Source organism: Paucibacter soli (assembly GCF_037482845.1).
Taxonomy (GTDB): domain Bacteria; phylum Pseudomonadota; class Gammaproteobacteria; order Burkholderiales; family Burkholderiaceae_C; genus Paucibacter_B; species Paucibacter_B soli.
Map to the genome: position 1 here is coordinate 121,219 of NZ_JBBHJW010000011.1, position 12,324 is coordinate 133,542.

Annotated in this window: 14 protein-coding genes; 11 read left to right on the forward strand and 3 right to left on the reverse strand. The window is 67.0% G+C overall.

Annotation, left to right across the window (positions count from 1 at the left end; translation table 11 throughout):
- The first annotated feature begins 202 nt into the window (after nt 1–202).
- The 6 genes from WG898_RS21340 to mnmH are packed head-to-tail and all read left to right on the forward strand — an operon-like array spanning nt 203 to nt 5,950.
- Complete coding sequence (locus tag WG898_RS21340) at nt 203–973, forward strand: ABC transporter ATP-binding protein (RefSeq protein ID WP_339604799.1); 771 nt, start codon at nt 203–205, stop codon at nt 971–973.
- Nucleotides 973–1,683 carry an ABC transporter ATP-binding protein gene (locus WG898_RS21345; RefSeq protein ID WP_339604800.1) on the forward strand — a complete coding sequence of 237 codons (711 nt, stop codon included), beginning with the start codon at nt 973–975 and terminating at the stop codon, nt 1,681–1,683. The genes WG898_RS21340 and WG898_RS21345 overlap by 1 nt, the downstream gene beginning before the upstream one ends.
- A 28-nt stretch (nt 1,684–1,711) precedes the next feature.
- Entirely contained in the window at nt 1,712–2,923 is a 1,212-nt protein-coding gene (locus tag WG898_RS21350) for an ABC transporter substrate-binding protein (RefSeq protein ID WP_339604801.1), read from the forward strand.
- Between the two features lie 35 nt (nt 2,924–2,958).
- Nucleotides 2,959–3,846, forward strand: a complete 888-nt coding sequence (locus WG898_RS21355) for a branched-chain amino acid ABC transporter permease (RefSeq protein ID WP_339604802.1) — start codon at nt 2,959–2,961, stop codon at nt 3,844–3,846.
- A 6-nt stretch (nt 3,847–3,852) separates the two neighbouring features.
- A complete protein-coding gene (locus WG898_RS21360) occupies nt 3,853–4,848 on the forward strand; it encodes a branched-chain amino acid ABC transporter permease (protein WP_339604803.1) in 996 nt (331 codons plus the stop codon).
- Nucleotides 4,849–4,903: 55 nt separating this feature from the next.
- Nucleotides 4,904–5,950 carry a tRNA 2-selenouridine(34) synthase MnmH gene (gene mnmH, locus WG898_RS21365; RefSeq protein ID WP_339604804.1) on the forward strand — a complete coding sequence of 349 codons (1,047 nt, stop codon included), beginning with the start codon at nt 4,904–4,906 and terminating at the stop codon, nt 5,948–5,950.
- Here mnmH and WG898_RS21370 read toward each other — a convergent pair.
- Nucleotides 5,884–6,846, reverse strand: a complete 963-nt coding sequence (locus WG898_RS21370) for a DMT family transporter (RefSeq protein ID WP_339604805.1) — start codon at nt 6,844–6,846, stop codon at nt 5,884–5,886. The two genes, mnmH and WG898_RS21370, sit on opposite strands and share 67 nt — an antisense overlap.
- A 65-nt stretch (nt 6,847–6,911) precedes the next feature.
- On the opposite strand from WG898_RS21370, the gene WG898_RS21375 reads away from it, so the two are divergent.
- The 5 genes from WG898_RS21375 (at nt 6,912) to WG898_RS21395 (ending at nt 10,701) form a co-directional block, all read left to right on the forward strand.
- A complete protein-coding gene (locus WG898_RS21375) occupies nt 6,912–7,805 on the forward strand; it encodes a helix-turn-helix domain-containing protein (RefSeq protein ID WP_339604806.1) in 894 nt (297 codons plus the stop codon).
- Nucleotides 7,806–7,849: 44 nt separating this feature from the next.
- Nucleotides 7,850–8,845, forward strand: a complete 996-nt coding sequence (locus WG898_RS21380) for a catalase family protein (protein WP_339604807.1) — start codon at nt 7,850–7,852, stop codon at nt 8,843–8,845.
- Between the two features lie 579 nt (nt 8,846–9,424).
- The gene (locus WG898_RS21385) at nt 9,425–9,733 is read left to right on the forward strand and encodes a hypothetical protein (RefSeq protein WP_339604808.1); all 309 of its coding nucleotides are present in this window, start codon (nt 9,425–9,427) and stop codon (nt 9,731–9,733) included.
- A 156-nt stretch (nt 9,734–9,889) separates the two neighbouring features.
- Complete coding sequence (locus WG898_RS21390; RefSeq protein ID WP_339604809.1) at nt 9,890–10,273, forward strand: RidA family protein; 384 nt, start codon at nt 9,890–9,892, stop codon at nt 10,271–10,273.
- Nucleotides 10,274–10,395: 122 nt separating this feature from the next.
- Nucleotides 10,396–10,701: an NIPSNAP family protein gene (locus WG898_RS21395; RefSeq protein WP_339604810.1), complete on the forward strand. Its 306-nt coding sequence runs from the start codon at nt 10,396–10,398 to the stop codon at nt 10,699–10,701.
- A gap of 28 nt (nt 10,702–10,729) precedes the next feature.
- On the opposite strand, the gene WG898_RS21400 is transcribed toward WG898_RS21395, so the two are convergent.
- Both WG898_RS21400 and WG898_RS21405 read right to left on the reverse strand, forming a co-directional pair.
- Nucleotides 10,730–11,533, reverse strand: coding sequence for a type IV pili methyl-accepting chemotaxis transducer N-terminal domain-containing protein (locus WG898_RS21400; RefSeq protein WP_339604811.1), 804 nt, complete (start codon nt 11,531–11,533; stop codon nt 10,730–10,732).
- Between the two features lie 37 nt (nt 11,534–11,570).
- Entirely contained in the window at nt 11,571–12,293 is a 723-nt protein-coding gene (locus WG898_RS21405) for a YebC/PmpR family DNA-binding transcriptional regulator (RefSeq protein WP_339604812.1), read from the reverse strand.
- Between the last annotated feature and the right edge of the window lie 31 nt (nt 12,294–12,324).

A 12,324-nucleotide genomic window follows, 5' to 3' on the forward strand; every position in this document is an offset into this window, starting at 1 on the left:
ATCGCCCCGGCCACCGGGGCGCATGCTTGCACGGACCCAGGGCTTTATGTCGCCAAGGTGTCAGCCCGACGAGGGCAAACCCTTGCGCAATGCTACGTAAAGGTAGGTCCGATCCCTGCGTTAGGCTGAGGCCACCTACATTCGGCAGTCTGCACAGCTGCAGCAGCAGGTAGAACAGCGAGCAAAGGAAAAGCGTTTCCTCATGAGCGAACTGATACTCGAGACCACCGGGCTCAGCAAGGACTTCAAGGGCTTCACCGCGGTCGACAAGGTGAACCTGCAGGTCCGGCGTGGCCATATCCACGCCCTGATCGGCCCCAACGGCGCCGGCAAGACCACCTGCTTCAACCTGCTCACCAAGTTTCTTGAGCCGACGCGCGGCAAGATTCTCTTCAACGGCATCGACATCACCGGCGAGAAGCCCGCCGAGATCGCTCGCCGTGGCGTGATCCGCTCGTTCCAGATCTCGGCGGTGTTCCCGCATCTGACCGTGCTGGAGAACGTGCGCATCGGCCTGCAGCGCTTCACCGGCACCAGTTACCACTTCTGGAAGGGCCTGACCGGCCTGCAGCAGCTGGACGCGCGCGTGCTGGCCCTGCTGGAGCTGGTGGACCTGCGCGAGATGGCGCAGCTCAAGGCCGGCGACCTGCCCTATGGCCGCAAGCGCGCGCTCGAGATCGCCACCACCATGGCGATGGAGCCCGAGCTGATGCTGCTGGACGAGCCCACCCAGGGCATGGGCCATGAGGATGTGGAACGCGTCACCGATCTGATCAAGCGCGTGGCCCAGGGGCGCACCGTGCTGATGGTTGAACACAATATGCGCGTGGTCTCGCGCATCGCCGACCGCATCACCGTGCTGGCGCGCGGCGCGGTGCTGGCCGAGGGCGATTACGACAGCGTCTCCCGGCATCCCGCGGTGCTGGAAGCCTATATGGGCAGTGAAGCGGCCGAACTCCAGGGGGCCCACTGATGACCGCCGCTTTGGAAATCAAGGATCTGCACGCCTGGTACGGCGAGAGTCATATCCTGCATGGCATCAACCTGGCCGTGCCCAAGGGTCAGGTCATGACCCTGCTGGGGCGCAACGGCGCCGGCCGCACCACCACGCTGCGCGCCATCATGGGCCTGACGGGGGCGCGCAAGGGCTCTATCAAGGTGCATGGGGTGGAAAGCATCCACCTGCCCACCCACCAGATCGCCCATCTGGGCCTGGGCTATTGCCCGGAGGAGCGCGGCATCTTTGCCTCGCTCAGCACCGAGGAGAACCTGCGCCTGCCGCCCATGCTCAAGGGCGGGCGTGGCAAGCCCATGAGCGAGCAGCAGATCTACGCCATGTTCCCCAATCTGGCCGAGCGCCGGATGAGCCCCGGCACGCGGCTCTCGGGCGGCGAGCAGCAGATGCTGGCGGTGGCGCGCATCCTGCGCGTGGGCGCCGACATCCTGCTGCTGGACGAGATCTCCGAGGGCCTGGCGCCGGTGATCGTGCAGGCGCTGGCGCGCATGATCCGGGCGCTCAAGGCCGAGGGCTTCACCATCGTGATGGTGGAGCAGAACTTCCGCTTTGCCGCGCCGCTGGCCGATCACTTCGTCGTCATCGAGCATGGCGAGGTGGTGGAGTCCTTCCCCGCTTCCGAGCTGGCCGCCAAGCAGTCCAAGCTGGACGAATTGTTGAGTGTCTGATGATTGATCACCTAGAAGGAGACCGTCCATGAAATCCGTCAATATCCTCTCGCGCATCACGCTCGCCAGCCTGCTTGCCTGCGGCGGCGCGGCCCAGGCCCAGATCTCGGGGGATGTGGTCAAGATCGGCATCATCACCGACATGTCCAGCGTCTATGCCGACATCGACGGCGCCGGCGGCGTGGAGGCCATCAAGCTGGCGATCGCCGATATGAAGGGCCAGGTGGCCGGCAAGAAGATCGAGCTGCTGTTCGCCGACCACCAGAACAAGGCCGACGTGGCCGCCTCCAAGGCGCGCGAGTGGATAGACACGCAAGGCCTGGACCTGCTGATAGGCGGCACCAACTCGGGCGCAAACCTGGCCATGTCCAAGATCGCGGCCGAGAAGAAGCGCCCCTTCGTCGTCATCGGCGCCGGCTCGGCCCGCCTCACCAACGAAGATTGCTCGCCCTACACCATCCACTACGCCTACGACACCGTGGCGCTGGCCAATGGCACGGGCGCGGCCGTCACCAAGGGCGGCGGCAAGAGCTGGTACTTCCTCACCGCCGACTACGCCTTCGGCGCCTCGCTGCAGAGCGACACCGCCGCTGTGGTCGCCAAGAGCGGCGGCAAGGTGGTGGGCAGCGTCAAGCACCCGCTCAACGCCAGCGATTTCAGCTCCTACCTGCTGCAGGCACAGGGCAGCGGCGCGCAGATCCTGGGCCTGGCCAATGCCGGCGGCGACACCATCAACACCATCAAGGCGGCCAACGAGTTCGGCATCACCAAGACCATGAAGCTGGCCGGCCTGCTGATGTTCATCAACGACATCCATTCGCTCGGGCTCAAAACCACCGAGGGCATGTACCTGACCGACAGCTGGTACTGGAACCAGAGCCCCGAGGCGCGCGCCTGGAGCCGCCGCTTCTTTGAAAAGATGAAGCGCATGCCCTCCTCGCTGCAGGCCGCCGACTACTCGGCCGCCATGCATTACCTGAAGGCCGTGGAAGCCGCCAAGACCGACGATGCCGACAAGGTGCTGGCCAAGATGAAGGACACGCCGATCAACGACTTCTACACCAAGGGCACGATACGCAAGGAAGACGGCCGCGGCATCCACGACATGTTCCTGCTGCAGGTGAAGTCGCAGAAGGAATCCGAGGAGCCCTGGGACTATTTCAAGGTCGTGACCCGCATCCCCGGCAATGACGCCTTCACCAAGCTGGCAGACAGCAAGTGCCCCGCGGTGAAGAAGTGATGATGATGTTGATGGCTTGAGCAGGCTGAACCGAGATGACTGACTTCTTCGGAATCCCCTTGCCGGCCCTGCTGGGCCAGCTGCTGCTGGGCCTGGTGAATGGCTCGTTCTACGCGATGCTGTCGCTGGGCCTGGCGGTCATCTTCGGCATGCTCAACATCATCAACTTCGCCCATGGCGCGCTCTATATGATGGGCGCCTTCCTGGCCTGGATGGGGCTGGAGTATCTGGGCATCAACTACTGGGCCATGCTCTTGCTGGCACCGCTGGTGGTGGGCGCGCTGGGCATCGTGATCGAGCGTGCGCTGCTGCAATGGCTCTACAAGCTGGACCATATCTATGGCCTCTTGCTGACCTTTGGCATCACCCTCGTCACCGAGGGCATCTTCCGCAGCTTCTACGGCGTCTCGGGCCAGCAGTACGCGGTGCCCGAAGCGCTGCAGGGCGCCACCAACCTGGGCTTCATGATGCTGCCCAATTACCGCGCCTGGGTGGTGTTGGCCTCGATCACCGTCTGCATCGCAGTGTGGGCGCTGATCGAGAAGACCTCGCTGGGCGCCACGCTGCGCGCCGGCACCGAGAACGCGAAACTGGTGCAGGCCTTCGGCATCAATGTGCCGCGCATGATCACCCTCACCTATGCCGGCGGCGTGGCGCTGGCCGCCTTTGCCGGCGTGCTGGCCGCGCCCATCCTGCAGGTCTCGGCACTGATGGGCAGCAACCTCATCATCGTGGTGTTCGCGGTGGTGGTGATTGGCGGCATGGGCTCCATCCTCGGCTCCATACTCACCGGTCTGGGCCTGGGCGTGATCGAGGGCCTGACCAAGGTGTTCTACCCCGAGGCCGCCAACACGGTGGTGTTCGTGGTGATGGCCATCGTGCTGCTGGTCCGCCCGGCCGGCCTGTTCGGCAAGGAAAAGTAAATCGACATGACGACGACGGCCCGCAACCCCCTGCCCGGCTACGCCGCCCTCTTCATCGCCATTGCGGCGCTGCCGCTGCTGGGCGTGTACCCGATCTTCGTGATGAAGGTGCTGTGTTACGCGCTGTTTGCCTGCGCCTTCAATCTGCTGGTCGGCTACACGGGCCTCTTGAGCTTTGGACACGCCGCCTTCCTGGGCACGGCCGCCTATGTGGCGGGCCATGCGCTCAAGGTCTGGGGCCTGCCCACGCCGCTGGGCCTGCTGCTGGGCGCGGCGGCGGCCGGGGCGATGGGCCTGCTGTTCGGCCTGCTGGCGATCAAGCGCGCCGGCATCTACTTCTCGATGATCACGCTGGCGCTGAGCCAGATGCTGTTCTTCGTGTTCCTGCAGGCGTCCTTCACCGGCGGCGAGGACGGCCTGCAATCGGTGCCGCGTGGCAGCCTCCTGGGTCTGGACCTGACGCAAGACCTGACCCTGTTCTATGTGGTGCTGGCGATCTTCATCACCGCCTTCTGGCTGATCTACCGCACCGTGCACTCGCCCTTCGGCCAGGTGCTGACCTCGATACGCGAGAACGAGCCGCGTGCCGTTTCTCTGGGCTACGACGTCGAGCGCTTCAAGCTGGTGGCCTTTGTGCTCTCGGCCACCCTGGCAGGCCTGGCAGGCGCCACCAAGACCCTGGTGCTGGGCTTTGCCACCCTCACCGATGCGATCTGGACCACCTCGGGCCTGGTGATACTGATGACTCTGGTGGGCGGCATGGGCACCATGGTGGGCCCGATGGTGGGCGCGCTGATCATCATCGCGCTGGAGAACAAGATCGGCGATCTGGGCCAGGCCCTGGCCAGGCTCACCGGCATCGCCTGGTTCAACGGCCTGGGCGAGTCGGTGAGCCTGGTGACCGGCCTGATCTTCATCGTCTGCGTGCTGGCCTTCCGCCGCGGCGTGGTGGGCGAGGCCTGGGCGCTGTGGGAGAAGCTGCGCGCACCGCGCGCGTCCTAGGGCAAGGGCGACGGCGGTGCCGGGCCGCGCAGGCCCGCATGCCAGAATCCCGCCCATGAGTCCTCCCCGCGGCCCGGCGCAGATCGCCGACCTGCCCAAATTCCATACCCTGATCGACGCCCGCTCGCCCGCCGAGTACGCGCTCGACCACATTCCTGGCGCCATCAACTGCCCCGTGCTCGACGACGCCGAGCGCATCATCGTCGGCACGCTCTACAAGCAGCGGGGCGCCTTCGAGGCGCGGCGCGTGGGCGGCGCGATGGTGGCGGCCAATCTGGCGCGCCATCTGCAAACCGAGTTCAAGGATAAGCCGCACGACTGGAAGCCACTCGTCTACTGCTGGCGCGGCGGCATGCGCAGCGGCTCCATGGTGCAGTGGCTGCGCCTGGTGGGCTGGGACGCGCAGCAGCTGGCGGGCGGCTACAAGCGCTATCGCGCCCATGTGATCGAGGCGCTCGATCGCCTGGCGCCGCAGCTGCCGCTGCGGGTGTTGTGCGGCGCCACCGGCTGCGCCAAGACGCGCGTGCTGCAGGCGCTGCAGCGCCAGGGCGCCCAGGTGCTGGACCTGGAGGGCCTGGCCTGCCACAAGGGCTCGATGCTGGGGAATCTGCCCGGCCAGCCGCAGCCGTCGCAGAAGGCGTTTGAAACCGCGCTGGCCGATGCCATCGAGGGTTTCGACCTCGGCCGCCCGGTGTACGTGGAGGCCGAGAGCCGCAGGATCGGCAAGCTCAGCCTGCCCACCACCCTGCTGGAGCGCCTGCGCGAAAGCCCCTGCATCGAGATTGCCGCCAGCGAGGCGGCGCGCCAGGCCTTTCTGCTGCGCGACTACGCCTACCTGGGCGAGGACCGCGAGGCCCTGGCCGCCATCCTGGATCGCCTGCGCGAGCACCATGGCCATGAGGTGGTGAACCGCTGGCAGGCCTGGGCGCGCGCCGGCGAGCTGGCCCCCCTGTTTGCCGAGCTCACCCGGCTGCACTACGACCCGCATTACGCGCGCTCGCAGGCCAACAACTTCAAGCATTGGGGCGAACGGCGTCAGCTCGCGGCCGAGGCGCTGGACGAGGCCGCCATTGAGGCCTTGGCGGCCGGCTTGCTCGCTTGACGCGCAAAGACCAAGATATTGCCCGCCATCACCAGCCCCAGCCCCAGCAGCGCCGGCGCCGTCCACCGATAGCCCTCGGCCCAGGCCGAGACATTCAGCGCCACCACCGGGAACAGCACGGTGGCGTAGGCGGCGCGCTCGGGGCCCAGGCGGCCCACCAGGGTCAGGTAGGCGGTAAAGCCGATCACCGAGCCCGGGATCGCCAGGTAGAGCAGCGCCGCGCTGTAGCGCCAGCCCGGCTCGTAGCTGAAGGGCACGCCCGCCAGCAGGCAGTAGCTCAGGAGTACCAGGGTGCCCACCAGCATGCCCCAGGCATTCGTCTGTGCCGGCGCCAGGCCGCGGCCCTGCAGCGCGGCCGATAGCAGATTGCCGGTAGAGAAGCACAGCGTGCCGGCCAGCGCCCAGGCCAGGCCCTGCAGGCTGGCCTGGCTGGCGCGGCCGATCTCGGGCCAGAACAGCGCGATCAGTCCGCTCAGGCCCAGCAGCCCGCCGGCCAGCACCCGCGGTGCCAGCACGCGGCCGTGTATCAGGCGTGCCAGCAAGGCATTCCAGAGCGTGGCGCTGGAGAACACCACCGCCACCAGGCCGCTGGCCAGGGTCTGGCTGGCCTGCAGAAAGCACACGAAGTTGCAGCAGAACAGGCACAGGCCCTGGCCCAGCACCCACAGCGCCGCCTTGCCGCGCGGCGGCTGCAGGCGGCGCTGCCAGGCCAGCCAGGCAAACAGGATCAGCGCGGCCAGGCCGAAGCGGTAGGCGATCGAGAGCGGGATCGCCACCACGCCCAGCTGCCATTTCAGCGCGATCCAGGTGGTGCCCCAGATCAGCACCACCAAGGTGTAGAGAAGGATTGCATGCATGGCGGCGAGCATGGCAGGCCAGGCGTCGGGAATTTGCATGATCCTGCGCTTTGCTTGGCCCCAGGCCGGCAGGGCCCGCCGACCCTGGTTAGCATCGGCACACCATGCCGCAGCCGCATTTTTTGCCCGAACGCGTCGACCAGGTGCTGAGCCGCTCGCGCGCCCGCGCCGAGCGCCGCGGCGCGCTGGGCGACGGCCTGGAACTGGTGCAATGGAGCAATGCACACGACCGCACCGCCTATCTGCAGCCCGGCCATCACACGCTCTCGGTCTATCTGGAAGGTGGCTGGCAGACCGAGCTGCTGGGCCGGCCGGGCGCGCATGGATCGCCCGGTTGCCATTGCCTGCTGCCGGCCGAGCATGAGTCGCAATGGCTGATCGGCAGCCCGCAGCGCTTTGTGCATCTGTACTGGAGCGGCACCGCCTGGGCCGAGCGCGTGGTGCGGCTGCTGGACGCCGAGCCGCGCGCGCTCAGCCTGCAGACGCGCATCTTTGATCAGGACCCGGCCCTGACCGGCTGGGCCCAACAGGTGGCCGCCTTGGACTGGTCCGAGCCGCAGCAGCGCCTGCAGGCCCAGGCGCTCAGCCATGCCGCGCTGGACCGCTTGCTGCTGCAGGCCGCCACGCCGGCGCAACGAGGCGCGGCGCTGCGCCCCAGGGGTGGGCTCTCGGGCGCGGCGCGGCGCCTGGTGCTGGCCCATGTGGAGGCACATCTCGCCGGCCCGGCCGAGGCGCTGAGCCTGGGCCGGCTGGCGGCCCTGGTGCATCTCTCGGAGTTCCATTTCGCGCGCATGTTCCGCGTCTCCATGGGCTGTTCGGTGCAGCAATGGATCGCCCAGCAGCGCCTGCAGCGCGCCCAGGCCCTGCTGCGCGCCGGCCGGCTCACCATGGCCGAGCTGGCACTGCATTGCGGCTATGCCAGCCCCAGCCACCTGAGCCACAGCCTGAAGCGCGCGCTCGGCATCACGCCCAGCCAGTACCGTAAACAGGCGCTATAGGCGTAGCATCGGCGCGTTTGCGTTCGCCAGCTACCGCCGCCGCCATGCCTCATACGCTAGCCCCCAGCACCGCCTGGAAGGAACAGATCACCGCCGACGAGGCCCAGCGCTTCGACGCCTATGTGGAGATCTTCCGCGCCATCCAGGCGCGCAAGTCGCGCAAATATGGCGTGGGCCGCACCCTGCACCGCAAGCAGCTGACGGCCGCCCGCGGCACGCTGGAGGTGCTGGGCGACCTGCCCGAGTTCGCACGCCAGGGTCTGTTCGCTACACCTGGGAGTTATGAGGTCTGGCTGCGCCTGTCCAACGGCGGCCTCGACCACGCGCCCGACAAGACTCCCGACATCCGCGGCCTCGCCATCAAGGTGCTGGGCGTGCAGGGCGAGGCCGCGCTGGGCAAGGGCCCAGCCAAGAGCCAGGATTTCTTGCTCATCAACCAGGAGAAGTTCGCCTTCCCCAGGAGCGACGAGTTCGTGGCCTTTGTGCAGGCGGCCGCCGATGGCGGCGGCGCGCTGCTCAAGCACCTCTTCAAGCGCTACGGCCCGCTGGGCGGCATGGCGCGGTTGGCCGGCATGCTCAAGACCGTGGGCCGGCCCTTCGGCGGCTTTGCCACCGAGCCCCTGCACAGCGTGCTGCCGATCGCCTGCGGCCCCTATGCAGTGCGCGTGCGCCTGGTGCCGGCCGCGTCCAACGGCAGTGCCACGCCGGGCGCGAAAACCAACTGGGGTGCCGACTTTTCTGCCCGCCTGGCCCGGCAGGCCCTGGCCTGGGAGCTGCAGCTGCAGCCCTTTGTGAACGAACACCACACGCCGATCGAGGACGCCTCGGTGAACTGGGACACGCCCTACACCACCGTGGCGCGCCTGCTGCTGCCGCAGCAGGACAGCGGCTCCGCGGCCGGCCAGGCGCTGGCACAGCAGGTCGAGGCCGGCGCCTTCGACCCCTGGCAGGCCTTGGCCGCGCACCGGCCCCTGGGCGAGGTGCAGCGCGCGCGCAAGGTGGTGTATTTCGCCAGCCAGCAGGGGCGCGGGGCGGCGTAGCAGCAGTCTGTTGAAAACTACTGCGGCGACCGACCATCTGCGCTGACGCTTCGCCCTCCCGCGAACGCCCCGACGGCTACAAGCTCGCCGCGCGCGACTGGCTGGACCGCTATGTACGCGACCGCGCCCCGCTGCCCGACCTGACGCCGCATGGGCGCTGACGATAGTCGGTGTGGCGCGGCGCACATGCCGGTACAGTTCAACGGGCTCATCAGCTGCCGGCTGCTTTGGGCCGCTTGCCAAACACCGCGCGGCGGCGGACAAACCCGACCGTCAGGCCGACTGCCCAGCCGAGCATTCCCACTTGCGTGCGTTGCCGAGAGCGAGGTCCAGCGTGAACGTGTACTCGATGATCGTCACTGCGGCATTCAGCAGTTTCCTGCTTACTTTCCTCTACGCTGTTCTTCGCTGGTCGATGGCGGATGCAAGATCCCGAGGTAAGCCCGGATGGCCGCTTGCCGTGCTGATGGTGGGTGTTCCCGTGGCGGCGTTCTTGGCGCGCATCGTGTTCCGCTCCTTCGTACCTCGGTCACTATCGCGATCGCTTTCCCAGTGATTGTTGCCCTCTCCTTGAGCTGGGTGTTTGCCGCCCTGCTAATCGTGCACCACCCCCGGGCCATTCCCGCGTGGGCACCGTGGTCCGCGGCAGCACTTGCGCTCATCGGGTTCATTGCGTCACAGGCACTGGAGGCCCCGTACAACCAACAACTTCTGGAACACGGCTTCAGCGCCGATGCAATCCACGCCAAGATTGCGTTCAACTGGTACCGGCTGACTGCATGGACACTACAGGCAGCGCTTCTCGCGTGGATGACAAACCTGGCGCTGGCGGCAAACGTCATGAGGGACTCGCCGGCAGCAGACATACGTCGCGCGGGCGCCGGCTAATTGCCATTGCGCATGGCAACGGACGATGACCTGAACACAGAGCAGACCGCCACTCTATAGGCGGCCTTGTGGCATGGGTCATGGCATGCGGGCCCAGACGCGGTTCGCCAGCCGGCGGCCGTCTGGTAAGGTATGCCTGACAGCATGAAGGGAGCCATGATGCCTCGTAACATCGTGTTCACCAGCAAGGCCGCCAAGCCGCCGCCTCTGTACAGCCAGGCGGTAAGGGCCGCTGGTCTGGTCTTCGTCTCCGGCACTGCTCCACACGATCCCGTCACCGGCGCCATCGTCGGCTCAACGGTTCAGGAGCAAACCAGGCAATGCCTCACCAATATCGCCGCCATTCTTGAGGCCGCAGGCAGCTCTATCGAGAGCATCGTCAGTGTCACTATCGTGCTGGCAGACGAGGATGACTTTGCCGGAATGAACGAGGAATACATCAAGTGGTTTCCGTCCAATCCTCCGGCTCGCCAAGCGGCAAAGCTCCCTGCCCGCATCCCAGGTCTGAAGGTTTCCATTGCCGCAATCGCTGAGGCCTAAGCTCGTCAAGAGGACTGGTCGGTGGCTGCGACCTCATCGAGGCCGGGCGAGGCGGCGCCGACACGGAGCGCCTCGGCCTGGCATTCGATGCCATCGTGAAATAACGCGTTAGTACCCATCCCATGATCACCTGCCATCTCCGCTACGTCATCGATCCAAGCAAGGTCAAGGAGTTTGAGCATTACGGCAAGCTCTGGATTCCGCTCGTGCGCAAGTTTGGCGGCATACACCACGGTTACCTGCTGCCCTCGGAGGGTGCCAGCAATATCGCGCTGGCCTCGTTCTCTTTCGCCTCGCTTGCGGCCTACGAGGACTACCGCCACAAATCCTTCGACGACCCGGCATGCCAGGCCGCCTTCCGCTATGCGGAGCAAACGCGTTGCATCATCAGCTACGAGCGCAGCTTCTTCCGGCCGGTGTTCGAGTAAGTAAGTAGGTAGGTGCGGCAGCGCCGGCTCAGAGCCTGGCGTACTGCCCCGTCACGCCGTCCATCACCTGCAGGATGCGCTCGCTGGCCGTGAACACGTCCGCCTGCGCGCGCGCATCGGCCTGAGCCGGGCGCAGGCCGCGCAGCGCGGCGCTGAAGAAGGCGTACTGCTGCTCCACCAGTTCCAGGCCCTGCCGGATGGCGGGGTTGTTGTTGCTGTCGGTGGCCTCCTTGAGCTGGGCATGTGCGGCCTGGAATTCCTGCTGGGCCTGGGCCAGCACCCGCACCTGTGCCTCGGCATGGGCAACGCCCCAGCTGGCGGCGAGGTAGCTGGCCGCCATGCGCTGGCTGAGCATGCGCTGGCGACCCGCCAGGTTCACCAGGCGGCCGACCGTCTGCCTGCCCGAGAGCTGCTCCAGCTGTTCGGTGCCCTGATGGGCCAGGGCCAGCACCTTGTCGCCGGAGGCCAGCAGCGCGTCCGCGGCGGCCTTGCGAGGGGCCTGGCCGACCAGTGCGAGCTTGTAGGCGCTCCAGCCCGCGTCCAGCTCGGCATAGACGGCGCGCGCGCCGCTGGCGCTGGCGGCGAAGGCGCGCAGCTCGACCAGCGCACGGTCGAACTGGGCCATCGATTCGGCCAGCACCTTCTCGGCCTGCTCGCTGCGCACCCCCTGCCCCAGCGCCAGCCAGGCGCTGGCACAGCGCTGGCTCAGCATGCGCTGGCGGCCGGCCTTGTTGATGGCGTCGTGCAGATCCTTGACCTGGGCCAGCGCCGGCCGCATGCCCAGCAGCGCGGGCAGCGCGATGACGAGGGAACGGCGGGCAGCAATGGGCATGGGATCTCCCTGGTGTTCGCAAACGGCAAGCATCGCTTCAGCCCGCCAGCGCCACGTAGACCTCCTGCACATCGTCGTTCGCGTCGATGGCGGCGAGAAAGGCTTCCACTTCTTCGAGCTCGGCGGCGCCCAGCGTCACCGGGTTCTTGGGCCGGTAGCCCAGCTTGGCGACGTTGACGCTGAAGCCCTGGGCCGGCAGCGCGCGGCAGACCAGGTCGAGGTCGGCCGCGTCGGTATAGAACTGCGCGCCGCCGGCCTGCCCGCTCTCCTCATCGGCCTCCAGCAGCTCGAAGTCCTGCGCGCCGGCCTCGATGGCGGCCAGCTCGGCGTCGGCATCGGGCTGGGCGGGGCTGGCCTCGATGATGCCCACATGGTCGAAATCCCAGCTCACCGAGCCGCTCACGCCCAGCTGACCCTTGCGGAACAGCACGCGCATCTCGGGCGCGGTGCGATTCACGTTGTCGGTCAGGCATTCGACGATCACCGCCACGCGGTGCGGCGCAAAGCCCTCGTAGGTGACGCGCTCGTAATGCACCGCGTCGCCAAGCAGGCCGGCGCCCTTCTTGATGGCGCGCTCCAGCGTCTCGCGCGGCATCGAGGCCTTCTTGGCCTGTTCCACCACCATGCGCAGCCGCGCATTCATGTCGGGGTCGGCGCCATTGCGCGCCGCCAGCATGATTTCCTTGGACAGCTTGGTGAACATGCGGCCCTTGGCATTGGCCGCGATGTCTTTATGTTTGGCCTTCCACTGTGCGCCCATGTTTCTTGCTCGATTCCGGATTCTTGATGGC